The organism is Deltaproteobacteria bacterium (genome assembly GCA_016223005.1).
In the GTDB taxonomy this organism is placed as follows: Bacteria; Desulfobacterota; GWC2-55-46; order UBA9637; family GWC2-42-11; genus JACRPW01.
The window spans coordinates 1538-27505 of record JACRPW010000018.1 but is presented as its reverse complement, the minus strand read 5'-3'; the positions used below and the strand labels follow the sequence as shown (position 1 = coordinate 27505).

Genomic DNA, 25968 nt, shown 5'->3' with positions numbered 1-25968 from the left:
GGGAGACCAGGAGGAAGTAAGTGCCTATTATAGTAAAACCCCCTATACAGACAAGCGCAATGGCGATAAATTTTCCTTGTAAGGTAAAGAGCCTCTTTTTTAGCCTTTCAAAGGACATCGCTTTAGTGGATAACCTTTACACCCATTTCACGCAAGTAGTTTACAATCTCTCTTACTGGATTGAAGTGGGTATCATTAACTTCGGTAAAACCATAGTTCATCTCTTCGTCCCATGCCTGGAGGATATTCTGGTGGGCAGGATTATCCGGGCTGAGGGCAAGGAATGCCTTTTTGATTGATTTCACAAATTCCGGGGAGGTATTTCCTTTGACCACTATTGGCAGGCCCGGGACAGGGTCTGATAGAAAGATAATTCGAAGGTCTTTGGAATATCTGAGCGCCACAGAATGGAGCATAGCCCCGACACGGCACCGCCCTTTCAACACCTCTCTGACAACTGCATCATGGTAATCCTGATTACAGTAACCGGAAAGGTCCTCCATCTTTACCCCAGCCTTATAGAGATAATATAAGGGCACCAAATAGCCGGAGGTAGACCTCCTTGAGGCAAAGGCAACGGTCTTCCCCTTCAGATCGGAAAGGCTTGTTATATCATTATTGTCTTTCCGGGTTACGATAGCACTCCTGTAGGTAGGCATCCTGTCAGAGTCCAGAGAGGCAAGGATAGGCACCACATTAAATTCCTTTTTTGCCTCAAGATAGGTAGCAGCGCCCAGAAGGGCTATCTCCGCAGAATCATTCTTTAGAAAGTTTATAATATCCCTGTAATCCCATCCGAGTTTCAACTCAAACCTGTAGGGGGTATTCTCCGTGAGGTAGTCCATAAGGGGTTGATACTTCTCATACATTATCCTGGGACTATAGAGGGAGATAAAGGCAAAGTGGACAACCCTTTTCTTGGAGGCATCCCTTTCCTCAGCCGATGGGGCGGGCAGCATCACCATGAGAAATAGAAGTAAGAATAAGAAAAGGATAAGGTTTTTGGAGAATTTCTTCATTTAAATTATTTTAAGGCTTTCTAACCTAAATTGCAAGACATTTGCAAGACATTTGCAAGCATTTTCCTGATGACTTTCTCTGACCTCTTTGATAATCTCTTGTCATATTGTAATAGCATATTTCTTTATGGAGGTTAGATTTGACATTCATTTGAAATTCAAACTTTAATCTGATATTTGTCAAGTTTTTTTGCCAACCAAAAACTTAAAAACAAATTGATAAAATAATGTTTTTTAGATAACCTAATTATATGCCAATCATTCAAGTTCAAAATCTAGTCAAAAAATACAACGGCACTACTGCGGTTGACGGCATATCGTTTGAGGTAATGCAAGGGGAGTCCTTTGGTTTTCTTGGACCAAATGGCGCTGGCAAGACCACAACTATAAATATCCTCTGCACCCTTCTTTCAGCCACTAACGGAACAACAATAGTCAATGGTTATGATTGTGCAAAAAATCCTTCTGATGTAAGGGCATCCATTGGTCTTGTGTTTCAGGAATTGACTTTAGACAATGACTTGACTGCGTATGAAAATCTTAAATTTCACTGTTATCTTTACAACATGCCAAGAAAAAAGGCTGAGGAACGGATTGACGAGATATTAAATGTTGTTGATTTGTACGATAGAAAGGATGACCTTGTAAAGAGATTTTCAGGCGGGATGAAGAGGAGGCTTGAGATTGCAAGGGGACTTCTTCACAGGCCAAAGGTCTTGTTTTTAGACGAGCCGACGCTTGGACTTGACCCTCAGACAAGGCAAAATATATGGGCATTTATAAATAATCTTCAGAAGCAGGAAAACATAACGATTTTTATGACAACCCATTATATGGATGAGGCAGAGGTTTGCGACAGGATTGCCATAATAGACCATGGAAAGATTATTGTTATAGGCACACCTGATGAACTCAAGAAAAAGATAAAAGGCGATACGCTTTATATTAAAACCTCTGATGATGCAAAATCTATTCAGGAGATAGAATCAACATTTGGATTAAAGCCTGCAAAACTGCAAGATGGTATTGCATTGAATGTAGATTCAGGGGATAAATTTATACCAAGGTTATTTGAAGGCATTGGCACAGAGATATTATCCATCAACCTTAAAAAACCAACACTTGACGATGTGTTCGTAAACCTCACAGGCAGGGAGATAAGGGATGATAATAACGGCAAAGGGAGTGAACTTCTAAGGATAAGGAAGAAGGGGTAGAAAGAAAATGCAAAAATCAAATATCAAAATGCAAAATTAAGGAATAAATTTCCAATGGAGCGAAGCGACTTGTTTTCCTACAAAGCGATATATGTAATCATAGTCAGGGAGTTTAAGCGGTTTTTCAGGCAAAGGGGAAGACTGCTTGTTACTATCTCCCGTCCGCTCTTGTGGCTTTTTATTGTCGGCGCAGGGTTTACCAGCATGGTAAACATACCTGCTGACCTGTCTGCCGTTCCAACGGGACAGGCAGGTATAAGTTACAAACAGTTTATACTTCCCGGCATTATAGGTCTGACTATACTCTTCAGTTCTATATTTTCAACTATATCTGTTGTATGGGACAGGGAGTTCGATTTCTTAAGGGAGATGCTTGTTGCTCCAATATCAAGGACAACAATTGTTATGGGAAAAATCTTGAGCGGTACAGCGCTTTCTATTTTTCAAGGTGTGATTTTGTTATTTGTGTCGCCGTTTCTTAGCTTGAGCATTTCTTTTCATCAGTTTGCAGCAATGGTTTTATTGATAGCCCTGGTGTCCCTTGCAATAACTGCAATGGGGCTTGTTATAGCATCCTATCTTACATCCCTTGAAGGCTTCAATGTCATAATGAACTTCATAGTCCTGCCCATGTTTTTTTTAAGCGGGGCATTATATCCTGTGAATACACTTCCTCCTGTACTGCAATACCTTACATTTGTAAATCCCCTGAGTTACGGTATAGATGCATTCAAGCATGTATTATTGGGTTCTGCCCTTCCGCCGCTTGGACCAGAGTTTCCTATAATCCTTGATATAGGTGCTGTAATAATATTTTCAATTGTTATGATAATCCTTGCAAGCCTTTCATTTGAAAGGAAGGGATAGTCAACAAAGCAAATTCAAATAAAAACATGGGTAGCGGATTGATACATATATACACAGGCGAAGGCAAGGGCAAGACAACCGCTGCAACAGGGCTTGCTGTAAGGGCGGCAGGGCAGGGGAGGAGGGTTCTCTTTGTACAGTTTTTTAAAGAGGATAATGCGTCATCAGGTGAAAAAGAAATAATAAAAAAACATATCCCCTTGATTGAACTCATCCGTTCAAATGTGCGGCATCCTATTTTTACAAAACAAACAGCATCTGATGAGAAGATTAAGGATTCTGTTGCAGATACCTTTGAAAAGGTTAGAAAGAAAATTAATGATATAGATTTGCTTGTTTTAGATGAGATAAACAGTGTCCTGAACGGCGGGTGGCTAGAGTTAGGTGAGTTTATAAAATTTCTTGAGAATAAACCTCAAGGACTTGAGATTATTCTAACAGGAAGAGATGCGCCGGTTGAACTTGTAAAAATGGCAGACTATGTTACAGAGATGCTAAAAATCAAACATCCTTTTGATGATGGTGTAAAGGCGAGAGAAGGGATTGAATACTAAAAGTCGGAAGTCAGAAGTCAGAAGTCAGAAGTCAGAAAAAAAGCACTCCAAACCCCAAACTCCGAACCTTGTCCCCGCAGGTTTTAAGCGGGGATCCAAACTGATTTTCATCCTCGGTGGTTGCAGGAGCGGGAAGAGTGTCTTTGCCCTTAAACTAGCAGAGTCAATGAAAGGCAAAAAGGCATATCTTGCAACAGGAGAGCCTCTTGACGATGAGATGACTGAAAGAATTAAGAGGCATAAAAAAGAAAGAGGCAGAGTTTGGACAGCAATAGAAGAGCCTGTAAATATTATTGATGTAATAAAGAAAAATGAAAAATATGATGTTATTTTACTGGACTGTTTGACGCTGTGGATTTCAAATCTGATGCACGAGAAGACAGGGGCAAGGGGTGAAAAGCATGCTTTTCACGGGCAAGGGGCAAGCATTGAAAAAACTATTGAAAAATTCATTTCTGTCTGTAAAAAAACAAAATACAATTTAATCATTGTTTCCAATGAAGTTGGTCTGGGCATAGTCCCTGATAACCCTCTTGCCAGACAGTTCAGAGACATGGCAGGGTATACAAACCAGAATCTTGCAAAAACAGCAGATGAGGTATATTTTCTGGTCAGTGGGATTCCAATGAGACTAAAATAAAGGATTTTGAACTTTGAAATTTTCGTGGCAAAGGAGAGGAAATAATGTCTGTATTTCAGGAAATAATTAAGGGTATTAAGCCAATAGATGAGTCATTTTATGATAAGGCTCAAAAGAGGCTTGATAATCTCACAAAGCCGCAGGGGAGTTTGGGCAGGCTGGAGGAGTTTGCAAGAAGGGTGGTAGCAATTACAGAAGACCTTAACCCTCAAATAAATAAAAAAGTGATTTTTACATTTGCAGGCGACCACGGTGTTGCAGATGAGGGTGTATCTGCATTTCCAAAAGAGGTTACCCCCCAGATGGTCCTTAATTTTATAAGGGGAGGTGCAGGGATAAATGTTCTGGCAAGACATGCAGGCTGTGAGGTTGCAGTCGTTGACATCGGTGTTGATTATAATTTCAGTAATATTGATGGACTCATACACAGAAAGGTTATAAGAGGCACAAGGAATATCCGTAAAGAACCTGCCATGACAATGGATGAGGCTGTAAAGTGCATTGAGGTCGGGATTGAACTGGCAGATGAATATTCAAAAAAGGGGTATCATATATTCGGAACAGGCGATATGGGTATTGCGAATACAACTTCTTCCAGTGCAATAATATCAGTCTTTTCAGGGATGCCTGCTCATGAGGTTACAGGCAGAGGAACAGGAATAAACGATGGCGCATTTCAAAACAAGGTAAAGGTTATTGAGGATGCGATTAGGATAAATAAGCCTGACCTAAAAGACCCTGTTGATGTCTTGGCAAAGGTAGGAGGCGCTGAGATTGCAGGTATCTGCGGACTTATAATTGGTGCTGCAAAAAACAGGATTCCTGTTGTTGTTGACGGGTTTATATCAACAGCAGGCGCACTCATTGCATATGAACTTGAACCAAAGGTTAAGGATTATATGTTTGCTGCCCATAATTCTGTTGAAAGAGGGCATAAGATAATGCTTGAGAGGATTGGGTTAAGACCGTTTGTTGATTTGGACTTACGGCTTGGTGAAGGCACAGGTGCTGCCCTCGGCATATCTCTTATAGAGGCAGGTGTAAAGATTTACAGAGAGATGGCTACATTTGGTGATGCAGGGGTTTCAGAAAGCAGCAAAATATCATGAAAGGTCTTTTTCTTGCCATACAACTTTTGACGATAATCCCTGTTAAATTTATCGGGAAGGCAGAACCATCTGAACTGGGTCGTTCTACTGCATTTTTTCCAATCGTTGGCGCTATACAGGGTTTAATCCTTGTAATATCAAATATGCTCCTTTCAAAAATCCTTCCGCATGGTCTTGCTGATGGTCTGCTTCTGGTTGTCCTTATACTTACAAATGGCGGCTTCCATTTAGACGGCTTTGCAGATACTATTGATGGCATTGCAGGGGGAAATACAAAGGAAGAAAAACTTAAAATAATGAGGGACAGCCAGATAGGCGCTATTGGTGTTGCGGCGCTTGTCCTTCTCATCCTTATAAAATTTATTGCAATAAATAATCTGCCTGTGGAGTCAAAGAATGCAGTTCTTTTTTTACTGCCTGTCTTTGGCAGATGGGCAATTGTGCCGATGGCATACCTTTCAAATTATGCAAGGGAAGGGGAGGGGCTTGGAAAGGCATTTACTGAACATACAGGCAAAAAAGAGGTAATCATTGCAGCGCTATTTACCATACTATTTTCATCAGTACTTCTTGGGAAGATAGGTTTGGTTTATATTGGCATTGTCCTTTTATTTACTTATCTGGTTACATTATATTTTAAAAGGAGTATTGGCGGTGTTACCGGAGATGTCTTTGGTTTTCACAGCGAATTAACAGAGGTGTTATTTTTAATTATGGTTTTGTCTATCTTTGCGGTGTAGATGGTTTAGGCTCTTGCTGTGTTGTTACCGCAGGCGAGGTAGATGCATCCTTCATTATGGATGACTTCAGCCTGTTAGCAGACATATAGGTCAAAGATACAGAGGTAATCATGAATACAATTGCACATCCTGCTGTAATCTTGGTTAAGATTGTGGCAGGACCGGCACTGCCAAATAATGTCTGACTGGATGCCCCGCCGAATGCAGCGCCAATACTCGCACCTTTGCCTGCCTGAAGGAGCACAACGATTATTAAGAATATACTTACAATTACATGAAGTGTAATAACTGCTGTAAACATCTATTTGCTACCTCCTGTTTTCTCAAATCTTACTATCCTTGCAAAATCCTTTGCATCTAAACTTGCGCCGCCTACAAGGGCGCCGTCTATATTTGGCTCTGCCATTAAGGTATCTATATTATCAGGTTTAACGCTTCCTCCATAGAGTATCCGTGTTTCTTTAACTGCGTTTAGCCCGAAGATTTCGCAAAGCAGATTCCTTATAAAATTATGGACTTCTTCTGCCTGCTTTGGTGTTGCTGTCTTTCCTGTTCCGATTGCCCACACAGGTTCATAGGCTACTACAACATCCTTTATCTCGTCTTTTAACACACCTGCAAGCCCTTTTTCAACCTGTTTTTTTATTATGCTAAGGGTGTTGCCATTTTCTCTGTCATAGATGGACTCTCCAACGCACATAATTGGTCTTAAGCCGTGCTTAACAGCAGATATAACCTTTTTATTAACAATCTCATCAGACTCGCATAAATACTGCCGTCTTTCTGAATGTCCTACAATAACATATTGGCATCCCACATCAATTAACATAAGAGGGGATATCTCTCCTGTATATGCACCCTCTTTTTCCCAGAACATATCCTGTGCGCATAATTTTATCGGACTATTTGATATAAGATGACTTAAATGGCGTAGTGCTGTAAATGGCGGGGCAATTGCAACCTCAACAGATAAATCCATTCCATTTAGTTGCTCATGCAGTTCCATGACAAGTATCTCTGCATCACGGAGCAGCATATTCATCTTCCAGTTGCCTGCTATGAATGGTCTGGGCATAAGTTTAATAAGATTAAATATCAAAATGTAAAAATCAAAATGACAAATTAAAATTCCAAAATAAAACACCTCTATTTTAATTTTTGATATTTAATTTTTGATTTATCTTTTTCCTTTGCACTGCCTTAATGCTGCGATGCCAGGGAGTTCTTTGCTTTCCAAAAGTTCAAGGAATGCCCCGCCGCCAGTTGATATGTATGACATCTTTGCAAATTCACCTGCACGGTGAACAGCAACATCAGTATCACCGCCGCCTACTATTGTCATTGCATAGGTATTAGCCACATTACTGACCATTGCAGATGTCCCGCGGCTGAATGCGTCCATCTCAAACACACCCATCGGACCATTCCATATAATGGTTTTGGCATTTTGTATTGCCTCGCTGAAATAGGTGGTGGTTGCCGGACCTATATCAAGCGCCATCCACTGCTTTGGTATCTCCTGAAATGTTACAACCTTTGTTTCAGCAGATGGGTCAAATTTATCAGCAACTACAAAATCAACAGGCATATATAGTTTGATATTCCTTTCCCTTGCCTTTTCAATAATCTCCATCGCCTTATCAAGAACAGTATCCTCAGCAAAGGATTTCCCAACCTCGTATCCCCTCGCCTTTAAAAATGTTAGCGACATGCCGCCGCCTATTATGAGTTTATCAACCTTATCGCAGAGGCTTAACAAAACCCCTATCTTATCAGAAACCTTTTTTCCGCCAATGATGGCTGCAAGGGGCCTGGATGGGTTCTGCAATGCCCTTTTAAAGTATGTAAGTTCATTCTTCATTAAAAAACCCGCACCGCATTCCCCTTTTATATGTTTTGTGATTGCGACATTTGATGAATGTGCCCTGTGGGCAGTAGCAAATGCATCGTTTATATAAACATCTGCAAGGCATGCCAGTTTTTCTCCAAACCGTTCATCATTTTTTTCTTCTTCAGAGTGGAATCTTAAATTTTCAAGAAGGAGAATGTCGCCCGACTTCATTGAATTGATAATCTTCTCAACATCTTCACCTACACAATCAGGGGCAAGGAGAACCTCTTTTTGCAGGAGTCTTCCCAGCCTCTTTGCAACAGGTGCAAGGCTCATTTCAGGAACTCTTTTACCCTTTGGTCTGCCAAGATGTGAAGCAAGGATTACCCTTGCATTCTCATCAAGCGCATAGTTTATTGTTGGCAGGGCTGCACGAATGCGGGTGTCATCGGTGATATTGCCCTTGTCATCCAGAGGCACATTAAAATCCACTCTGATAAATACCCTCTTGTTTCTTATATCAAGGTCGTCTATGTAGGTTAAGTCTAAATCCAAAGGAAAACCCCCTATCTTTAACTCTTTTCTGCCATCATCTTTATCAAATCCCTCATCCTGCATGAGAATCCCCATTCATTATCATACCATGAAAGCACCTTGACCATCCTTTTTCCAATAACCTTTGTTGAAGGTGCATCGAATATGGATGAATGAGGGTTTCCTTTAAAATCAACAGAGACAAGTTCCTCTATACAGTATTGCAATATCCCTTTTAATCTTCCCTCTGCTGCATTCTTCATTGCGGCATTTACATCTGTTTCTGTAACATCCTTTTCCAGTTCAGCAACAAGGTCAACAAGGGATACCGTTGGTGTTGGAACCCTGACTGCAATGCCGTCAAGTTTGCCCTTCAGTTCAGGTATCACGAGAGAGACAGCCTTTGCAGCACCGGTTGTTGTTGGTATCATAGAAAGCCCTGCTGCCCGTGCCCTTCTCAAATCCTTATGCGGCAAATCTAAAATCTTCTGATCGTTTGTGTATGCATGAACCGTTGTCATAAGTCCCCTTAATATTCCAAATTCTTCCATTAAGACCTTTGCAATAGGTGCAAGACAGTTTGTGGTGCATGAGGCATTGGATATTATATGGTGTTTTTTGGCATCGTATTTATCATTGTTTACACCCATACATATCGTCAAGTCCTCATTCTTTGCTGGTGCAGATATGATGACCTTTTTTGCGCCGGCAGTTAAATGGAGAGAAGCCTTTTCCCTGTCAGTAAAAAGCCCTGTGCATTCAAGGACTATATCAACCCCTAAATCCTTCCATGGAAGTTGGGCAGGGTCTTTTATTGATGTTATTGCTATATCCTTCCCATTAACAGAGATTACACTGTCTTTTGCACAGATGTCAGCATTGCAAATACCAAATACTGAATCATATTTGAGAAGATGGGCAAGTGTCTTTGCATCTGTTATGTCGTTTATTGCAACAAATTCAAATGCCTTTTCACCAATAGATGTCCGCAGCACATTCCTTCCTATCCTTCCAAAGCCGTTTATTGCAACCTTTATTGCCATTTTAAAAACCTCCTCTTTTTGAATATAATTCCAGTTCTCTTTTTAATATTTTTAAAGGAATCTGCCCCGGTGCAGAAATTGTCCCTGTTTCACCATAAGTTATAAGAGACCCAAATATCGGAAACAGCACCCTGGATATTTTTGCCATCTTGCCCATTGAGATTGTTATTATGTTTTTATGCTTTAAAGTTAAATTGGCGAGTCTTAAGATATCGTTATAACACATTGACATAACTGCTAATTTTATTATGTCAGCCCCTCTTTTCTTGCTTTGTTTAACTATCTCATCCAGTTTATCATCAGATGGTGTTTCTTTAAAATTATGATACGATATTATTATCTTTTTGTTATACCCTTTAGCAGTATTCACAACATCTTCAATGATTTCTTTTGAAGAGAGTTCAATATCAACAGCATCAACAAAAGGGATAATATTTTGGAAGATTTCCCTTCTTTCCCTGTCAGTTAGCAGTTTTTTGCTGCCTTCTATTCTGCTTCTTACTGTCCCTATTATTGGAACCTTACAGTTTTCACGGGACCATTTGATGGTTTCTGATATGCCTTCTGTATTTTTAAAAAAATCTATACGCAGTTCTAATAGGTCAGCCCCTTCTTTTACAGCCTTTTTAAATACCTGTCTGTTTCTATTATCCGTTATTACCGCTGCAATGAGAGGGCGGCTGCCAAGGTTTAATCTTCCTATTTTTATCATCCATTATCTCAAATTACTGCGGTTTTAGTCATTGCACCCTACACCATCAAAAAGGTGCTGCATGAACCATGATTATTTATGCTCACGGGCAAACAAAAATTGCTGTAATCAATACTTTAAGATTCTCTAAAAGTCAAGTGAAATCCCTTTTTTTGAAATGATACATTACCGACCTTGATTTTCCTCCCTTGTCTGTAGTATTGTTTTATAAATATTATGACCCGTAAATTTAGAAATCCTATCCCGACTGTTGATATAATTATAGAACTGTCAGAAGGCATTGTTCTGATTAAGAGAAGAAATCTGCCTTATGGCTGGGCAATGCCGGGCGGGTTTGTGGATTACGGCGAATCCCTTGAACATGCAGCAAAAAGAGAGGCAGAAGAAGAGACATCCTTAAAAGTAAAACTCATCTGCCAACTACATACCTATTCAGATCCGAAAAGAGACCTCCGCTTCCACACCATCTCAACAGTATTTGTTGCCGAGGCAAATGGCGTTCCAAAGGCAAAGGATGATGCAAGGGGAATTGGGGTTTTTAAAGAACATAATCTGCCGCAGCCCCTTGCCTTTGACCATAAAAAGATTTTGAAAGATTATTTTAAATGGAAGAAAAACAGGGAGGTTTCCATCTTATGAATAGGGAGGATAGAGAACTTCTATTAAATATTGCAAGACAGACCATAGAATCTTATGCAAAATCTAAAAAGATTCCTGAATTTTATATAAATAGCCCTGAACTCCTTGAAAATCGTGGTACGTTTGTAAGTCTGCATAAAAACCATGAATTAAGGGGCTGTATCGGTGTATTTACATCTGATAAGCCTCTTTATTTAACTATTATAGAGATGGCTGTATCAGCAGGATTCCATGACCCAAGATTTTTTCCTGTCACAATTGATGAACTTCCGCAAATATCAATAGAAATATCTGTACTGACGCCAATGAAAAGGATTTATGATGTGTCTGAAATTGAGGTGGGAAGGCATGGAATTTATATTATAAAAGGCTCAAGACGGGGTGTCCTCCTGCCTCAAGTTGCTGCTGAATATAACTGGGACAGGGACACATTTTTAGACCATACTTGTATGAAGGCAGGACTCCCTCTCAAATGCTGGAAAGAGGAGCATGTTGAAATCTATATCTTTGAGGCAGATGTCTTTGGGGAAACATGATTTTGTTAGAAAAATTTTTAGAAAAATTTGCTTGACCTAAATGTGTAATAGTAGTAATCTTAAAGAAAATTGACAATCATCAAACTATAGCAAAAACAAATTTATGTATATATGTAAAGGAGGTTCAAAAAATGTTAAGAAAAATAGTTGGGAAAAATGAGTTAGGATTTTCTCTGATAGAACTCCTGATTGTTCTGGCAATTGTGGCAATACTTGCCTCAGTTGCAATACCTGCATATACAAGTTATCAGGCACAGGCAAAGATTAAGGTAGCAGCAGAGAACTGGGATACTGCTGGGAGATTAGCTCAGGCAGAGATTGCAAAAAAAAATCTAGACTCTACTACTATGACCACCAATATTATTACTAGTCTTAATACGGGTAACAAAAGGAATCCGTATAATACGGCTATGCCTGCATTTGAACTGGGGGCTATTGCAGCAACAAATGCTGGAACAGTCTATATAACAAGTAGTAATGCTACCTGGGCTGGGAATTTCCAGAACCTAGCTGCAGCCGCGACTGTTACTGTAGCGGTAAATGTAAATGGTAACGGAGCTACGGCAGATAAAACCACCACATTAACAGTTGAGTAAGTAGGGTGGGCTGTGCCACCACATTTTATAAAGGGGAGGTTAAAAACCTCCCCTTTTTTTATTTCCTCTGCTGGTTCAGGCTGCAAGCCATACCAAGATGAAATAGCATTTTTAAAGGGTATTATAGAAAAACTCCTGCCTCCAAAAGGCGTTTTATAAAATTCTTTGCGCATATAAAAATGGTTGCTGTCTCTATTTCCCAGTCAAATACCTCTGAATATATCTTACAGCATTCCTAATATCTTCTGTTTGAGGCAGTGTATCTGCAATTTCCATAATATGTCCTCTCTCAATAAGCAGATTTAAAGAGGCAGGAAAGTTTATATCATAGACCCATGAGAGCTGCAGGAGTTTAAAGTCATTTAATGTCTTTACATCTTTAAGAAATGCCATCTGTTTGTTTAAGATAGATAAGATTATATCCCTTGAATATTCAGGTGTATCAGGCATGCCAAGAGAGACTGCTGACGGTCTATCCTCTGCAGTGGAGATATAGTATTTTGCAAGGACCTGCCATATATCAAGTTTGTCTGCATCACGGATAATCTTCAGATTTTTTATTATCTCTTTATTATTCAGTCGGGGCAGTTTAAAGGCATTGTGAAACCTGACTGTTTCAATAATAAGTCTCTGTTCGTTTTCAGGCAGATGCTCAAGAACCTTTTCTTTTGCAAGAATTTCAGCGCCAAGGACACCGTGATTTACAGAATCCCTGTCAATAAATGTTTTATAAAGGGCATACTGCCTGAATCTGCCTAAGTCATGAAATAATGCAGACGCCTCTGCCAACAGTAAACTATTTTCATCAAGGGATAGATTTTTTGCTATTAAGACAGCATTCTGGCAGACATTTAAGGTGTGGTGCTCTTTTACGGAAATATTCTTATTGTCTTCTTCGTTATGAGAATAGAATGACTTGCAATAATCAGAAAACCATTTTCTAAAAAAGGAAATTTCTTTATTGGTCATAAAAAATGGAAAGGAATATGCTTGGTATCAGGCAGTCTTATAGAACTCCTTTATTTGAGCCGCTACATATCTTTGCATTTCATCTGTGATTTCAGGATATACAGGAATCGCCAGTGTTTCTTCTGATGCCTTTTCTGATTCAGGGAAATCGCCTTTCTTATATCCAAGATATGAAAAACAGTCCTGAAGATGGAAAGGCACAGGATAATAAACCTCTGTAGATATGCCGTTTTTTTCAAGAAATGCCTTGAGTTCATCTCTCTTCTGTACCCTGATAACATACTGATTGTATATGTGATAATGTCTTGCGTTGCCTTGATATACGGCAGTTGGGGTTTTTATATTCAAGGTTTTAGCCTCATTAAACAGGGTATTGTAGTTTGAGGCATTTTTTTGTCTTGCCTCATGCCATCTATCCAGATATTTTAATTTTACCAGAAGAACCGCTGCCTGAATTGTATCAAGCCTAAAGTTGCCGCCTATGAGTTTATGATAATATTTTGGTTTGGAGCCGTGGTTCCTAAGTATCCTGAGTTTTTCTGCCAAATTAACATCAGAAGTCGCAACCATGCCTCCATCGCCGATGCCGCCGAGATTTTTACTTGGGAAAAAAGAGAAGCAGCCAAGATGTCCTATACTGCCTGCCCGTTTTATATTCTCACCTAAAACATATTCAGCGCCTATTGCCTGTGCAGAATCCTCTATGACAGGGATATTATATTCCTGTGCTATCTTCATTATCTCTCCCATATCAGCACATTGACCGTAAAGATGAACAGGTATTATTGCCTTTACCCTTTTAATTTCAGTTGGATGGGATTTAAACCATTCTTTGAGTCGGGATGGAGAGATATTATATGAAACAGGGTCTATATCCACAAAGACAGGGACAGCACCAATGCGAACAATTGCCCCTGCAGTTGCAAAAAATGAATAAGGGGTTGTAATTACGATGTCATCCTTTTTTATACCAAGAGCCATCAAAGAGATAAGCAGGGCATCTGTGCCTGATGAAACACCTACGGCATATTTTGTGCCGCAGTATCGGGCAACCTCTTCCTCAAGTTCCTGCACCCTTTTGCCCATTATATACTGAGTTGAATCTATTACATCAGTAACAGCATTTAAGATTTCATGCCTTATAGGTTTTAACTGTGCCTTAATGTCTAATAGCGGAACTAACACCTGTCTTTGAACCCCCGTTGCTTTCAGGTGTTACAACACCTGCTGTTATTATCAGTTTAAATGCAGTCTCAATACTCATGTCAAGCGGTATTATGTCCTTTTCAGGAATGACCAAATAGTATCCTGTAGTGGGAAGGGGTGCTGTGGGTATAAAAACACTTGCCGTTGGTTCTTCAATCTTACTACTTATCTCGCTGGTAGATGGACCTATTAAAAACCCGATTGAATACATCTCTTTTTTGGGAAACTCTACGAGAACAACCTTTCTGAACCCCTCATGCTTGTTAACAAACATGGTTTCAATAAACTGCTTTGTAGAGTAATAGACACTTCTTAGAAAAGGTATCTTTTCAAGGACTCCCTCTCCCCATTCCACAAGTCTCCTGCCAATCAGGTTTGCGGTAAGGGCGCCTGTCAGCAGTATAATAGAGATTGTAACTATTATGCCTATACCCGGTATATGGAATGGCAGATATGTATCAGGATGAATGAACCGCGGCAGAAATTTAAGCATATCATCCATGAAATTGATGATTACATTTACTACATAGCCTGTTAAATACAATGGAACTACCACCAATAGACCTGTAAGAAAATACTTCTTAAAATTTGCCTTCATTATGTTTATCATTTTATACACAGCCTCATAAATAAATCCGCATACTTAAGCGTCATAACAAAGTAGACCAAGGCGCGACGAAAGCGAGGAGTGAGGCGTATTTTTAGCATACGCCGCAACGACCTGTCTGCGTGCAACACACAGGCAGGCAACGCATGTATACGAAGTTATGACGCTTAAGTATAGTCTATGCCGCCCTCTTAACCTCTTTTATATGATTTCTCTCATCTACATACACACATATTGGGCGGTGATTGGCAATTGCCGCCACATTGTCCAGCATATTATAGGTGGCTATAATAATTACATCACCCTTCTTTGCAAGATGTGCTGCTGCCCCATTTATGCAGACAACCCCGCTTCCACTTTCACCTTCTATTGCATAGGTGTGAAAACGGCTGCCGTTAGTTACATTATAGATATTTACCTGCTCATAAGGGAGAATGTCTGCCTCTTCCATAAGCGACTTATCAATTGTTACACTACCCTCATATTCAAGATTTGCATCTGTTACAGTAAGCCTGTGTATCTTGGATTTAAGCATCATCCTTTGCATAGTGTTTAACCTCCTAATACACAATTATCAATTAGTCTTGCCCTGCCAAGCCAAGCTGCAATGGCAACAATGGCCTTATCCTCTATATGAACTATATCTTCCAATGTGTCTATATCGCAGATTTTAATATACTCTATCCTTGCAAGGGGTTCTTTTTCTATGATTTTTATCAACTCCTTAAGAATATCTTCTGCACTGCGTATCCCGCTTGCAAACATATCCCTTGCCTTAACAATTGCCCTGTAAATACACAGACTTGCCTTTTTTTCTCTCGTGTCTAGATAACTGTTTCTTGAACTTATGGCAAGACCGTCTTTTCCCCTGACAATTGGCATGCCAATAATCTCTATATCAAAATTCATATCTCTGGTCATCTTTTTTATTATAACCAACTGCTGATAGTCTTTTTCACCAAATATTGCTATATGCGGTTTTACTATATTAAACAGTTTTGCCACAACCGTAGCAACCCCTTGAAAATGAGATGGTCTTGAAATCCCGCACAGGTGTTTACTAATTTTGGGAACTGACACAAATGTTTCAAAACCATGAGGATACATTTCATTGGTATCAGGATAAAATACAATATCAACATGCTCGTCCTCTGCAATCTTAAGGTCTCTTTTAAAATCCCTGGGATATAAGTTGTAATCTTCATTTTGTCCAAACTGTATTGGATTTACAAAGATACTCATAATAAGGCAATCGTATCTTCTGCCTTGTTTTAAAAGGCTTTTGTGTCCGTCATGTAAAAACCCCATTGTAGGCACAAGGGCAATGGTTTTGCCTTCTTTTCTTTTATTATCGGCAAATGCCTGCATTTCCTTTATAGTTTTTATAACCTGCATATCAAAAACTGTGTTTATTTTCAGGAAATTTTCCTGCCTTAACCTCGTCTATATACCTTTCAACAGCAGAGGTTATAATGTCATTTAACTCTGCATATCTCTTTACAAAACTAGGGCTTATATCCTTATAAAGCCCCAGCATATCGTATAAAACCAGCACCTGACCATCACAATGGATTCCTGCACCAATGCCAATTGTAGGGATAGAAACTGTTTCTGTTATCTGTTTTGCCAAATCTTGGGGTATGCCCTCCAGCACTACTGAAAAAGCCCCTGCCTTTTCAATTGCCTTTACATCCTTTAATATCTGCTGTCTTTGTTTTTTTGTCCTTCCCTGTATTTTATATCCGCCCATCTTGTGAATAGATTGAGGCTGCAAACCAACATGTCCCATAACAGGCACACCCATCTCAACTATTGCCTTTACAGTATCCTTTATGGATTCGCCTCCTTCAAGTTTAACAGCCTCTGCACCGCCTTCTTTTACAAGTCTCCCTGCATTTCTTTTAGCATCTTGGGTGGTTACCTGATATGATAAGAACGGCATATCTGCAACAACAAGGGCATTCTTTCTTGCCCGTGCAACAGACCTTGTATGATAGATGATTTCTTCAATGGTTACTGGAACCGTGCTTTCGTAACCAGCAAAAACCATACCTGATGAATCACCTACCAAGAGAATGGGGATGCCTGCACTGTCAAGGATCTTTGCCATTGTATAATCATACGCAGTCAGGACAGGTATCTTCCTTCCCTCTTTTTTCATTTTTTTTATATCCAAAATAGTAATCTTCATTTATGGCTCATGGTTTAAAGATAACATTCGTCTATGCAATCATAAAATAAAAAACCTTCTGCCAGCGACAGAAGGTCATTGATTTAATGCAAATTGAAAGTTGGGAATTTTAAAATGCAAAATTAAATTTGCATTTTTCAATTTTCAATTCAAGTTGTTCCTTCTGTCCCGGTCCTTATTAAAAGGATACAGGCAGTTATTTCATCATTACCCAGTTAAGCAGAAACAGGTATATAGTAGTGAACGCCGCCCCGTACAGACCTTATCTCTTTTACAAGGCTGGATAGGTCATCGGGGCTGTTTACGAAATCTATATCAGAGGTATTTACAACTAAAAGCGGTGTTTCTGTATAATAGAAGAAAAAATTATTGTATGCCTCACATAACTCTTCAAGATAACCTTCCTCAATATTTCTTTCGTAATCTTTATTTCGTTTTCTAATCCTCTCTATCAGAATATCTGTATTAGCCTGTAAAAATATTACCAAGTCAGGTTTTGTTACCCTTGCATCCAAAAGTCTATAAACCTGCTCGTAAAGTGAAAATTCATTTTCATCAAGGTTAAGATAGGCAAAAATCCTGTCCTTCGCCAATATATAATCTGTTACCGTCACCTTATTAAAAAGCCCCTGCTGGCTTAAATCCCTCTGCTGCTGATACCTCGAGAGAAGAAAAAATAACTGGGTTTGAAATGCAAACTTCCTTCTGTCTTTATAAAAATTTCTGATAAATGGGTTTGACTCTACATCTTCTAAAATATATCTGCCGTTAAATTCCCTGACAATAAGTTCTGCTAAACTTGTCTTGCCAACACCGATTGGTCCCTCAACAGCAATATATCTGGCATTTTCCATATCTATTAAAATACATTATGGCTAAACAAATGTCAAGAAGACCGGTGTCACAGTAACAAATTTCTTGACAAGTGTTTATTAAAGTTGTTATAGCAATACACCATTGTATATATTTTTAAAAAATTTCTCTAAAAATAGGAGGATTTATGACAAAAGGAGAAATAGTTAGTGCAATAGCATCAAAGGCTGGAGTAACAAAAGTGGCTGCTGAAAAGGCACTCGGTTCATTTATTGACAGCGTCACAACCTCTCTTAAAAAAGGAAAAAAGGTCAGCCTTGTTGGTTTTGGCACCTTCAGCATTTCAAAAAGAAAGGCAAGGAAGGGAAGAAATCCAAGAACCGGCGAAGAGATTAAGATAGCAGCAGTAAAGGTTCCAAAGTTTAAACCTGGTAAAGCATTAAAGAGTGCTGTGAATAAATAAAGCGGCAGATAAGGTTGTTATTTTAAGATAACACCACTTTATCTTTAGAATGCTTGCTTTATCGGGCGGATAGCTCAGTTGGTAGAGCATATAAGTTTATTTGATAAGTCATACACCATCCCTCTGTATCAGCACACCTTTATTCATTCAGCAGGTCGTAAATGGAATCTGATGTGGAAATAGCCCATTCTGCCTCACCAAAACCTTTAGATAGCATCGCAAGAAAACTGAATATCCCTGTCAAACATATCATACCTTACGGAAAACATATTGCAAAAATCCATTCTTCATATCTTGTAACTGATGTAAGAAATAGAGGCGGCACTGGAGGACTTGATACAGCACAGGAACTAATAGAACTCTGTAAATGGAGTGGAAATTTCAAATATCTGTATAATCTTGATGCAGGTATAAGGGAAAAGATTGAGACTATTGCCAGAAAGATATATGGGGCAGATGGAGTTTCATATTCAGAGGACGCTGTTGAAGGTATTAAAGAAACAGAGCGGTTGGGATATGGCAGACTTCCTGTGTGCATTGCTAAGACACATAAATCACTATCTGACAATCCGTCCCTTTTGGGAAGACCGAAGGGTTTTAATATAACTGTTCATAAGGTATTGCCTGCTGCAGGTGCAGGGTTCATTGTGGTTGTTTGCGGAAATATACTGCTTATGCCCGGTCTGCCAATGAATCCGCTTGCAGAGAGGATTGACATTGACAGGCAAGGAAGACTTGCGGGAATTTAAGAAAATCTATAACATATGGCGACTTGATATTGGAATAGGAAGATTTGGCTGTATCATTCCTTTTTTATTACCTCATTCATACTCCCTGTCCTATAACCCTGTAGGTCCAGTGTTATATATGTAAAACCCACTTCTTTAAATCGTTTGACTATCGCAAGCCTCTTTGCATCATCCAGAAAGCCTTTTAGTTCCTGCGGAGATACCTCTATCCTTGCTGTGTCATTGTGATACCTCACCCTGAATTGTCTGAAGCCCAGTTCCTTTAAAAACCTTTCACACCTTTCTACCTTATACAGTCTTTCCTCTGTAATTTGTGTGCCATAGGGAAACCTTGAAGACAGGCATGCAAAAGACGGCTTGTCCCATGTTTTTAATCCCATTTGCCTGCTCAACTCTCTTATCTCATCCTTAGAGAGCCCTGCCTCAACAAGCGGACTCCTTATGCCAAGTTTTATTGCTGCATCTCTGCCGGGTCTGAAATCATTCAGGTCATCAGTGTTGCTGCCGTCAGCCACATGGTTTATCCCTAGTTTTTTTGCCTCTGCAGAAGCAATATCAAAGAGTTCGCTCTTACAGTAGTAACACCTCTTCTCTGTATTTTCAGCAAAATCAGGTATCAAGAGTTCATTGGAATCAATAATCAGGTGTCTTACGCCAAAATCATTTGCAAGTTTTCTTGCCTCTTCAAGTTCAGATGCAGGGTATGTAGGTGATGTAGCGGTCACGGCAATTATGTTATTGCCTAGTGTGTCTGCCGCAACATTAAGAAGGAATGTTGAGTCAACTCCGCCTGAAAACGCAACAAGCACAGACCCCATCTCCTGCAGTATGTTTTGAAGAGCTTTGAGTTTTAAGTTTAGAGTTTCTTCTCCTGACTCCTGACTGCGAAAAGCATGCTTTTCGCCTTTTGACTTCTGTAGTCTCAGCATATCCTCATCCTCTCTATTGTTTTTTCATCCAGAGGTGAATCTACTGTAAATATAGTCGTTTCGCTGCCCCATGTCATCTTTATCTGCCCATTTCCATTTGCCTTTTCCTTTGCATATCGGAGTATCATCCTGCCAGCAGTGTTCACAGCATCATCATCTGCTGTGCCGCATATAATGGCAGTAGGTCCTGCAAAATCTAAAGGTTCTATCAGAATATCCTCATTCTGCTTAAGGTTTTTAAGTTTTATGTTATCCTTTTCATCCCTTCCCAGAATGACCTTTGCATTTTCGTTTATTCTGAAATGCCTTCCTGCCTTCAATATATAGAGATCTTTTGCTGTAACATTTTTATTATGCTCCAGCAAATCTCTTACCTTTTTTGAGAATATTTTGTCAGTAAGAAGACAACCACCTGACGGGCATGGATAGTTTTCAAGATTGAAATCCTCTGCCAGTTCCATCTGCGGCCTTCTTGAACGGCCTATTATATCAAGGAGTTTTTCCCTGTCCACGATACCTGCATTTTCAGGGATTGTCGGCTCAAGATGTTTTGCAGAAAGGGGTCGGAGTATAAGTCCTTGCAGACCGCTTTCCTTTTCAATAGACTTGAATGCATCTATCCTCTGGGACATGGGTCTCTGCCCCAAAACCTCCCCCGTAATGATAAAAGACGCACCTGTTTCTTCCATGTATCTCTTGGCAAGTTTGTGCATATAGATGCGGCAGTCTACACATGGATTTATCCCCTGACCATAGCCGTATTTAGGCTTTCTTATTACATCAACATAGTCAAGACCCTTTTGAAGAACCTTTATCTTTATGCCGAACTCCTTTGCAACCCTCTGTGCCTCACTCCTGCATGTGGATTCCCTGCAGTTGCATGTGCAAAACGCAGATGTAAAGTTAAGGGCTTCTATCTCTATGCCCTGCTCCAACATGACCTTTACAGCAAGGGTAGAGTCAAGTCCGCCTGATAGTAATGCCACAGCCTTTTTATTCACTAGTATCCCTCCAAAAACAATTGATGAACAGACAGTCGGCGCTGAATTTATCAAATTATACTTTTTGATTTTTTTAATGTCAAAGAGTTTTATCTGGGATATCACTGCTCCTATGTCCAGACGGTAATTAAATTGTCTATTTATACAATTATCTTACTGTACAATTATTTACTTGACAATAGTAACTAAAATGTATATACAGTCTACTAAATCCAATTAGTTAGTCAGTATAATTAGACAATTTGAACTTATGCCAACCTATAATGATACACCTTTAGTAAACAGTAAAGAAATACTTGAGCAAACAGGTATATCCAGAGCAACATTAAATAATTATATTAAGTTAGGCATTATTCCCAAACCTGATGTAAAAAAGGCGGAAGACCACAAAACCCGTGCAAGAAAGATTGGTTACTTTCCAAAGACAGTATTAGACCGTATTGAGTTAGTCAAACAAATGAAAAAGGAGGGTAATTCTATGGAAGATATTATAGATAGGTTTAATAAGACTAAACTCAGTTCTGCTATAGGTAACCCACCTGTTTCTAATGGTGAAAATTCAGAGAATAAAACCAAAGATGTAAACTATATAGGCTGCAATGAAGACTTAAAGGTAACTATCAAAGATATACACTGTCCTGCCTATCTGGTTAATAATAATTTTGAGGTCTCATGGACTAACAGCGAGGCAGAAAATGAAATCTTCAACCAGAATATTCACCTTATTAGAAATGCGGGAGCAAGAAATATATTTAAGTTATTGATGAAATTAGACAGTGTAAACAAAAATAAAAATGAACTTATTGATTTCCATATGAGTCTTTTCAAATCAAGGTATTCCAGAGATATATTGCCAAATCTGTATAACAATATTTCAGAGAGTGAAATTCAGACACTTGAAAAGAGTTACGATAAAGTTTCTGTCAAAGACTGCGTCATTAACGAAACATACACCAACCTCATCGGTTCAGACGGCATCTTAACATCCTACCATGTATTTTATATAATCTTCAGAGAAGGTATATTTTTAGTTTACGCACATGATAAGATGCATACTGATATTCTCTATTTGTTATCAAACCGCAGAAATATAATAAATGAATTATTAAAACAATGCATACCATCACTTATATCTTTCTGCGCCATTGTTGCAGACCTGCAGGATTCCAGCAGAATCTGTGCTGAATTGCCGCCTGAAGAATATTTTGAGTTAATAAACGAGATACGCAGGTATATGGAAAGTTCCTTTAAAAAATACAATGGCGTTTGCGGAAAGCATGTTGGTGACGGGATGGTCTATTATTTTCTGAAAGATAAAAATGCCAAGTACCTTATGAATACAATCCATTGCAGTTTGGAACTACGAGATGAGATGAAAAAACTAAATCTGGAATGGAAAAGACGGAAAGGATGGCTTAATGACCTTTATCTAAACATTGGAATAAACGAGGGAGAAGAATATTTTGGAACTATCTCTGACTCATCCAGTATAGAATTTACAGCCCTTGGCGACTCTGTTAACTGTGCAAGCAGGGTGTCAGATTTTGCCCGTTATGGTGCAATATGGATAACTAAAAATCTAATCAATAGACTCAGTGCAGAGGAGCGAAAAAAGATACGTTTTGGCATCAGACGAAGAGAACAGGACAGGGAAATATTTATTGAAAACACATTTTCAAGGGTTATGGATATGCTGAAACCAGATGAATCGAATTATAAAAAATATATGGATATTGCAACATTGCCTATAACAGAAATAGTTGACATGGTTTAATATTACTGTCATAACCCCGAATAAATCGGAAAAAAGTAAATTACCAGTTGGCGGAGAGGGAGGGATTTGAACCCCCGTTACCCTTGCGGGTAAAACTGATTTCGAGTCAGCCGCCTTCAGCCTCTCGGCCACCTCTCCTCTTTACAACCATCATCATATAATCCCATCTATGTTTCCCTTCTTTTTTGGCTTGTTAAATGGAAGACTAAAAACAGAGGCTTGAAAATTCAATAAAAGTATAACTAAAACGGTTATAAAGTCAAGCCTCTGGCATACAATCTGTGTCATAATTGGTAGCCGCAACCTTTAGGTTGCGCTGAGAGTCAATAAAATCAATGGGTTGAACGCAGGCTAAAGCCTGCGACTACCATAAAAATGGGGTTATGACACAGTCTAATAGTTATTAGAGGGTTTGGTCTGTTTTATTGGCAATACTACCTTAAACCTTGTCCCTTTACCGAGTTTACTTTCAACCAGTATCTTGCCATTATGCCTTTCAATAATATATTTCACCAGTGCAAGCCCAAGCCCTGTGCCTTTTGTTATTTTTTCCACATTGCCTGCCCTGAAGAACTCATTAAATATCTTAGGTATGTCATCTTGAGGTATGCCTATACCAGTGTCGCTCACTTCAATATTCATTGTTTCATTATAAGATTCTGCCTTCACCAAAACCCTGCCTCCATCTGGTGTATATTTGAATGCGTTTGACAAAAGGTTTATGAATACATATCTCATCTGCTCTTTATCTGCTGTAACAAGCGGCATATTATCAGGTATATCAATCTTAATATCCAACTCCTTCCCTTCTGAAATCGGGACAGCAAACTCAAGAGACTCATTTATAACATCCTTTATGCCAAAGACCTCCAAATTCAATCTATCTGAAGACTTGATTCGTGATAGGTTGAGTAAATCCGCTGCATAGCGGTGAAGGTTATCTGCCTTCTGTCGTATCCTGATAAGCATATCCTTTATCCTTTTGTCCATGCTATCTGAAAATACTTCAAGACATGCATCTGCCATGCTTAATATTGACGAAAGCGGTGATTTTATATCATGGGCAACCATCATTACATACTCAGACTTGAGTTTGTCTTTTTCCAGTAATTTAAGATTTGCATCTTCAAGGTCTACTAAAGTCTTCTTAAGTTCAAATTCCTTTTTAGCCAGATTTTCTGATATTGATGCTGTGATAAATGTGGAGATTAGAATGGTTGATGCAAATGTAAAATAGACCGCAAATACATAGATTGGGTTTTTATAAAATCCTGCGGTCAAAAACCCGTTAATAGGATGATGGGGAATTATTTCAAGATACTCAAAGACTGAAAGAAAGGCGATTAAAATACATATAATGAATGCCTGAATAAACCCAAGTCTTTTTGGCAAAAGGGCGCTGGTTATTATGGTATGAAAGATAAAATAGAAGATAAAGGGATTTTCTATGCCGGATGTCCAATGGATAAATGCTGTTAAGAAAATGATATCAAGGATACTTTGCATAAAGGCAATCCTACCTGCCATATCCAAAGTCCTTTTTCTCTCTCTTCTTATATAAAGGTAAAATGCTGTGTTATATACAGTTATAGATGCTATTATAATGGACAGTGGAATTATTTCTATCTTAAGATTGAATATGGTTGTTGCAGTAAGGTAGGCAAGTATAATAAAGACGATTGTAAGCCATCTTAGATTTATAAGCCAGCCAAGTCTCTCTAAAAGTTCCTCATGTCTCAATGATATCCCTGTGTTAATAGGTATCACCTGTTTTTGCTCCGAAAATAACTACTCATCTGGGTTTCTTAAGAAGTTCTTCAACCTTATTTATAAGTTCTACTGGTCTTATCGGCTTTTCAACGAAATCATCTACAGGAAGATATTCCTCATCTGTTTCAGGGGAAAATCTGAAACCTGTCTCCTTTCCAACAGATGTGAGCATAAGGATTGGAATGGATGATAAATCAGGATTTGCCTTAAGTTTATAACTTATCTGAAACCCCTGATCCTTTGTTTTCATCATCACATCAAGGATTATCAAATCAGGTCTTTCTGGTTCTGCCTTGTTATAACCGCTTTCACCCTCATATGCTGTAATAACATTATAACCCTTTGCCTCAAGGACTATCTTCATTGCCTCCACAGTATCTACATCATCATCAATTAAAAGGATTTTTGGCAATATCTTTCACCTCCCTTATTCATCAAACCTCACATCCATAATATGTGTTGAACATGAGATACAGGGGTCATAAGCCCTGACTAGCGTCTCAATATCTCTTGTTATCTCTTCTTTTGTTTTGCCTAAAATAGTGGGCACATAATTCCTTACATCATCTTCCATTATCTTTAGATTCTGGGCAGTTGGGATAATACAGTTTGCATCAGTTATAATGCCGTTTTTATCAATGGTATATTCATGAACCAGCATGCCCCTTGGCGCCTCAACAATACCGACCCCTTTGCCGAATTTTTTTGGTCTTTTTAAGTCCTCTTTTTTTAAGCCGTTTGAAATAAGTCTATCTATTATCTTTTTTGAATCTTCAATGCAGTGATACACCTCTACTAGTTGAGAGGCATTATTCATAAAGGGATTATACGGCTGCAGGGTCAGCCCAATCTCCTTTGCTGCCTCTCTCGCCCTTTTGGATAATTGTTTGAAATTATTATTTACCCTTGCCATCGCACCAACCATATAGACACCTTTCTTGCCCTGGACATGTTTTGCTGTTGAATACGGCACGATATATTCCTTAATAACCTTTTTATAATCCTTTGGTTTTATGCAGTATCTTTTGCTTGAATAAATATTGCCACTGTAGTAAGCATACTGCCCATCTTCTTTTAAGGAGATGAATTCCCTTTTCTTTGAGAACTGGGGAATAGGAAATGTTTTAAATAGTCCAAGTGTTGCATCTAAATCTTTAGTAGAATCTTTGAGAAGATTCTTTAATTCCTTGAGTTCACCAATATCTGGCAGATGTGTGATTCCACCTGTTGTAAGGGATATTGGATGTATGTGCCTGCCAACTACAATCCTGCATATATCATCTGCAAGTTTCTTTAACCGCATCCCCCTTTTGACAATGTCAGGATGACTTGAAATCAGAGGCATAATACTTCCAACACCGAAAAGGTCGGGCAGCACAAGAAAATATAAGTGAAGGATATGGCTCTGTATTATCTCTCCATAAAATGCGAGTTTTCTCAAATCTAAAGCCTGACTTGA

Annotated in this window: 30 protein-coding genes and 1 tRNA gene; 12 read left to right on the top strand and 19 right to left on the bottom strand. The window is 39.0% G+C overall.

Annotated elements, in window-relative coordinates:
* Positions 1 to 122: 122 nt before the first annotated feature.
* A complete protein-coding gene (gene phnD, locus HZC45_02330) occupies positions 123 to 1019 on the bottom strand; it encodes a phosphate/phosphite/phosphonate ABC transporter substrate-binding protein (protein MBI5682000.1) in 897 nt (298 codons plus the stop codon).
* A 251-nt stretch (positions 1020 to 1270) separates the two neighbouring features.
* Between phnD and HZC45_02325 the strand changes: the two genes are divergently transcribed.
* The 6 genes from HZC45_02325 to cobS all read left to right on the top strand — a co-directional run bounded on the left by HZC45_02325 (position 1271) and on the right by cobS (position 6146).
* Positions 1271 to 2236, top strand: coding sequence for an ATP-binding cassette domain-containing protein (locus HZC45_02325; GenBank protein MBI5681999.1), 966 nt, complete (start codon positions 1271 to 1273; stop codon positions 2234 to 2236).
* Positions 2237 to 2305: 69 nt separating this feature from the next.
* Positions 2306 to 3103 carry an ABC transporter permease gene (locus HZC45_02320; GenBank protein MBI5681998.1) on the top strand — a complete coding sequence of 266 codons (798 nt, stop codon included), beginning with the start codon at positions 2306 to 2308 and terminating at the stop codon, positions 3101 to 3103.
* Between the two features lie 26 nt (positions 3104 to 3129).
* Positions 3130 to 3657, top strand: coding sequence for a cob(I)yrinic acid a,c-diamide adenosyltransferase (locus HZC45_02315; GenBank protein ID MBI5681997.1), 528 nt, complete (start codon positions 3130 to 3132; stop codon positions 3655 to 3657).
* Between the two features lie 100 nt (positions 3658 to 3757).
* Positions 3758 to 4297, top strand: coding sequence for a bifunctional adenosylcobinamide kinase/adenosylcobinamide-phosphate guanylyltransferase (gene cobU / locus HZC45_02310; protein ID MBI5681996.1), 540 nt, complete (start codon positions 3758 to 3760; stop codon positions 4295 to 4297).
* Between the two features lie 44 nt (positions 4298 to 4341).
* Complete coding sequence (gene cobT / locus HZC45_02305; GenBank protein MBI5681995.1) at positions 4342 to 5406, top strand: nicotinate-nucleotide--dimethylbenzimidazole phosphoribosyltransferase; 1065 nt, start codon at positions 4342 to 4344, stop codon at positions 5404 to 5406.
* Positions 5403 to 6146 carry an adenosylcobinamide-GDP ribazoletransferase gene (cobS, locus tag HZC45_02300; protein MBI5681994.1) on the top strand — a complete coding sequence of 248 codons (744 nt, stop codon included), beginning with the start codon at positions 5403 to 5405 and terminating at the stop codon, positions 6144 to 6146. Before cobT ends, cobS begins: the two co-directional genes overlap by 4 nt.
* Here the strand turns inward: cobS and secG are convergent.
* The 5 genes from secG to aroD form a co-directional block, all read right to left on the bottom strand.
* Positions 6130 to 6447, bottom strand: coding sequence for a preprotein translocase subunit SecG (secG, locus tag HZC45_02295; protein ID MBI5681993.1), 318 nt, complete (start codon positions 6445 to 6447; stop codon positions 6130 to 6132). The two genes, cobS and secG, sit on opposite strands and share 17 nt — an antisense overlap.
* Complete coding sequence (locus HZC45_02290) at positions 6448 to 7221, bottom strand: triose-phosphate isomerase (GenBank protein MBI5681992.1); 774 nt, start codon at positions 7219 to 7221, stop codon at positions 6448 to 6450.
* A 102-nt stretch (positions 7222 to 7323) separates the two neighbouring features.
* Positions 7324 to 8595, bottom strand: coding sequence for a phosphoglycerate kinase (locus HZC45_02285; GenBank protein ID MBI5681991.1), 1272 nt, complete (start codon positions 8593 to 8595; stop codon positions 7324 to 7326).
* Positions 8550 to 9554, bottom strand: a complete 1005-nt coding sequence (gene gap / locus HZC45_02280; GenBank protein ID MBI5681990.1) for a type I glyceraldehyde-3-phosphate dehydrogenase — start codon at positions 9552 to 9554, stop codon at positions 8550 to 8552. Before gap ends, HZC45_02285 begins: the two co-directional genes overlap by 46 nt.
* A gap of 1 nt (position 9555) precedes the next feature.
* The gene (aroD, locus tag HZC45_02275; protein ID MBI5681989.1) at positions 9556 to 10266 is read right to left on the bottom strand and encodes a type I 3-dehydroquinate dehydratase; all 711 of its coding nucleotides are present in this window, start codon (positions 10264 to 10266) and stop codon (positions 9556 to 9558) included.
* A 216-nt stretch (positions 10267 to 10482) separates the two neighbouring features.
* Between aroD and HZC45_02270 the strand changes: the two genes are divergently transcribed.
* From HZC45_02270 to HZC45_02260, 3 genes are all read left to right on the top strand, one after another.
* Positions 10483 to 10905, top strand: a complete 423-nt coding sequence (locus HZC45_02270) for an NUDIX hydrolase (protein MBI5681988.1) — start codon at positions 10483 to 10485, stop codon at positions 10903 to 10905.
* Positions 10902 to 11441, top strand: coding sequence for an AmmeMemoRadiSam system protein A (gene amrA, locus HZC45_02265; protein ID MBI5681987.1), 540 nt, complete (start codon positions 10902 to 10904; stop codon positions 11439 to 11441). The genes HZC45_02270 and amrA overlap by 4 nt, the downstream gene beginning before the upstream one ends.
* A gap of 131 nt (positions 11442 to 11572) precedes the next feature.
* Complete coding sequence (locus HZC45_02260; protein MBI5681986.1) at positions 11573 to 12037, top strand: prepilin-type N-terminal cleavage/methylation domain-containing protein; 465 nt, start codon at positions 11573 to 11575, stop codon at positions 12035 to 12037.
* A 192-nt stretch (positions 12038 to 12229) separates the two neighbouring features.
* Here the strand turns inward: HZC45_02260 and HZC45_02255 are convergent, their stop codons facing one another.
* From HZC45_02255 to HZC45_02225, 7 genes are all read right to left on the bottom strand, one after another.
* Positions 12230 to 13006, bottom strand: a complete 777-nt coding sequence (locus HZC45_02255) for an HD domain-containing protein (protein MBI5681985.1) — start codon at positions 13004 to 13006, stop codon at positions 12230 to 12232.
* Between the two features lie 27 nt (positions 13007 to 13033).
* Positions 13034 to 14191 carry a DegT/DnrJ/EryC1/StrS family aminotransferase gene (locus tag HZC45_02250; protein MBI5681984.1) on the bottom strand — a complete coding sequence of 386 codons (1158 nt, stop codon included), beginning with the start codon at positions 14189 to 14191 and terminating at the stop codon, positions 13034 to 13036.
* Complete coding sequence (locus HZC45_02245; protein MBI5681983.1) at positions 14166 to 14822, bottom strand: DUF502 domain-containing protein; 657 nt, start codon at positions 14820 to 14822, stop codon at positions 14166 to 14168. The genes HZC45_02250 and HZC45_02245 overlap by 26 nt, the downstream gene beginning before the upstream one ends.
* A 175-nt stretch (positions 14823 to 14997) precedes the next feature.
* Positions 14998 to 15366 (bottom strand): aspartate 1-decarboxylase, encoded by a 369-nt coding sequence (locus HZC45_02240; protein MBI5681982.1) that lies wholly within the window; start codon positions 15364 to 15366, stop codon positions 14998 to 15000.
* A gap of 5 nt (positions 15367 to 15371) precedes the next feature.
* Positions 15372 to 16214: a pantoate--beta-alanine ligase gene (locus HZC45_02235; GenBank protein MBI5681981.1), complete on the bottom strand. Its 843-nt coding sequence runs from the start codon at positions 16212 to 16214 to the stop codon at positions 15372 to 15374.
* Position 16215: 1 nt separating this feature from the next.
* Positions 16216 to 17010 (bottom strand): 3-methyl-2-oxobutanoate hydroxymethyltransferase, encoded by a 795-nt coding sequence (panB, locus tag HZC45_02230; protein MBI5681980.1) that lies wholly within the window; start codon positions 17008 to 17010, stop codon positions 16216 to 16218.
* 215 nt (positions 17011 to 17225) lie between these two features.
* The gene (locus tag HZC45_02225) at positions 17226 to 17864 is read right to left on the bottom strand and encodes a deoxynucleoside kinase (protein MBI5681979.1); all 639 of its coding nucleotides are present in this window, start codon (positions 17862 to 17864) and stop codon (positions 17226 to 17228) included.
* A gap of 146 nt (positions 17865 to 18010) precedes the next feature.
* Here HZC45_02225 and HZC45_02220 point away from each other — a divergent pair, with 146 nt between their 5' ends.
* Positions 18011 to 18286, top strand: coding sequence for an HU family DNA-binding protein (locus HZC45_02220; GenBank protein MBI5681978.1), 276 nt, complete (start codon positions 18011 to 18013; stop codon positions 18284 to 18286).
* Positions 18287 to 18447: 161 nt separating this feature from the next.
* Positions 18448 to 19035, top strand: coding sequence for a formate--tetrahydrofolate ligase (locus tag HZC45_02215; GenBank protein ID MBI5681977.1), 588 nt, complete (start codon positions 18448 to 18450; stop codon positions 19033 to 19035).
* Positions 19036 to 19088: 53 nt separating this feature from the next.
* Here HZC45_02215 and larE read toward each other — a convergent pair whose 3' ends face one another.
* Together larE and HZC45_02205 are read right to left on the bottom strand one after the other, a co-directional pair.
* The gene (larE, locus tag HZC45_02210; GenBank protein ID MBI5681976.1) at positions 19089 to 19964 is read right to left on the bottom strand and encodes an ATP-dependent sacrificial sulfur transferase LarE; all 876 of its coding nucleotides are present in this window, start codon (positions 19962 to 19964) and stop codon (positions 19089 to 19091) included.
* Complete coding sequence (locus HZC45_02205; GenBank protein MBI5681975.1) at positions 19958 to 20965, bottom strand: 7-cyano-7-deazaguanine synthase; 1008 nt, start codon at positions 20963 to 20965, stop codon at positions 19958 to 19960. Before HZC45_02205 ends, larE begins: the two co-directional genes overlap by 7 nt.
* Before the next feature lie 250 nt (positions 20966 to 21215).
* Between HZC45_02205 and HZC45_02200 the strand changes: the two genes are divergently transcribed.
* On the top strand, positions 21216 to 22739 hold the full coding sequence (locus tag HZC45_02200; GenBank protein ID MBI5681974.1) for a hypothetical protein: 1524 nt from the start codon (positions 21216 to 21218) through the stop codon (positions 22737 to 22739).
* 48 nt (positions 22740 to 22787) lie between these two features.
* Here HZC45_02200 and HZC45_02195 read toward each other — a convergent pair.
* The 4 genes from HZC45_02195 to HZC45_02180 all read right to left on the bottom strand — a co-directional run.
* Positions 22788 to 22877 (bottom strand) — tRNA-Ser (locus HZC45_02195).
* Positions 22878 to 23132: 255 nt separating this feature from the next.
* Entirely contained in the window at positions 23133 to 24506 is a 1374-nt protein-coding gene (locus HZC45_02190) for a HAMP domain-containing histidine kinase (protein MBI5681973.1), read from the bottom strand.
* Positions 24507 to 24531: 25 nt separating this feature from the next.
* Entirely contained in the window at positions 24532 to 24921 is a 390-nt protein-coding gene (locus HZC45_02185) for a response regulator (GenBank protein MBI5681972.1), read from the bottom strand.
* Positions 24922 to 24936: 15 nt separating this feature from the next.
* Positions 24937 to 25968 (bottom strand): nickel-dependent hydrogenase large subunit (locus HZC45_02180; protein ID MBI5681971.1); only part of this gene is annotated, 1032 nt, incomplete at its 5' end.

Bases quoted from the DNA above. Each gene is read 5' to 3' on its own strand.
- phnD (MBI5682000.1), bottom strand. From the start codon at position 1,019: ATGAAGAAATTCTCCAAAAACCTTATCCTTTTCTTATTCTTACTTCTA.
- HZC45_02325 (MBI5681999.1), top strand. From the start codon at position 1,271: ATGCCAATCATTCAAGTTCAAAATCTAGTCAAAAAATACAACGGCACT.
- HZC45_02315 (MBI5681997.1), top strand. From the start codon at position 3,130: ATGGGTAGCGGATTGATACATATATACACAGGCGAAGGCAAGGGCAAG.
- cobT (MBI5681995.1), top strand. From the start codon at position 4,342: ATGTCTGTATTTCAGGAAATAATTAAGGGTATTAAGCCAATAGATGAG.
- cobS (MBI5681994.1), top strand. From the start codon at position 5,403: ATGAAAGGTCTTTTTCTTGCCATACAACTTTTGACGATAATCCCTGTT.
- secG (MBI5681993.1), bottom strand. From the start codon at position 6,447: ATGTTTACAGCAGTTATTACACTTCATGTAATTGTAAGTATATTCTTA.
- HZC45_02290 (MBI5681992.1), bottom strand. From the start codon at position 7,221: ATGCCCAGACCATTCATAGCAGGCAACTGGAAGATGAATATGCTGCTC.
- HZC45_02285 (MBI5681991.1), bottom strand. From the start codon at position 8,595: ATGCAGGATGAGGGATTTGATAAAGATGATGGCAGAAAAGAGTTAAAG.
- gap (MBI5681990.1), bottom strand. From the start codon at position 9,554: ATGGCAATAAAGGTTGCAATAAACGGCTTTGGAAGGATAGGAAGGAAT.
- aroD (MBI5681989.1), bottom strand. From the start codon at position 10,266: ATGATAAAAATAGGAAGATTAAACCTTGGCAGCCGCCCTCTCATTGCA.
- HZC45_02270 (MBI5681988.1), top strand. From the start codon at position 10,483: ATGACCCGTAAATTTAGAAATCCTATCCCGACTGTTGATATAATTATA.
- amrA (MBI5681987.1), top strand. From the start codon at position 10,902: ATGAATAGGGAGGATAGAGAACTTCTATTAAATATTGCAAGACAGACC.
- HZC45_02260 (MBI5681986.1), top strand. From the start codon at position 11,573: ATGTTAAGAAAAATAGTTGGGAAAAATGAGTTAGGATTTTCTCTGATA.
- HZC45_02255 (MBI5681985.1), bottom strand. From the start codon at position 13,006: ATGACCAATAAAGAAATTTCCTTTTTTAGAAAATGGTTTTCTGATTAT.
- HZC45_02245 (MBI5681983.1), bottom strand. From the start codon at position 14,822: ATGATAAACATAATGAAGGCAAATTTTAAGAAGTATTTTCTTACAGGT.
- HZC45_02240 (MBI5681982.1), bottom strand. From the start codon at position 15,366: ATGCAAAGGATGATGCTTAAATCCAAGATACACAGGCTTACTGTAACA.
- HZC45_02235 (MBI5681981.1), bottom strand. From the start codon at position 16,214: ATGCAGGTTATAAAAACTATAAAGGAAATGCAGGCATTTGCCGATAAT.
- panB (MBI5681980.1), bottom strand. From the start codon at position 17,010: ATGAAGATTACTATTTTGGATATAAAAAAAATGAAAAAAGAGGGAAGG.
- HZC45_02225 (MBI5681979.1), bottom strand. From the start codon at position 17,864: ATGGAAAATGCCAGATATATTGCTGTTGAGGGACCAATCGGTGTTGGC.
- HZC45_02220 (MBI5681978.1), top strand. From the start codon at position 18,011: ATGACAAAAGGAGAAATAGTTAGTGCAATAGCATCAAAGGCTGGAGTA.
- HZC45_02215 (MBI5681977.1), top strand. From the start codon at position 18,448: ATGGAATCTGATGTGGAAATAGCCCATTCTGCCTCACCAAAACCTTTA.
- larE (MBI5681976.1), bottom strand. From the start codon at position 19,964: ATGCTGAGACTACAGAAGTCAAAAGGCGAAAAGCATGCTTTTCGCAGT.
- HZC45_02200 (MBI5681974.1), top strand. From the start codon at position 21,216: ATGCCAACCTATAATGATACACCTTTAGTAAACAGTAAAGAAATACTT.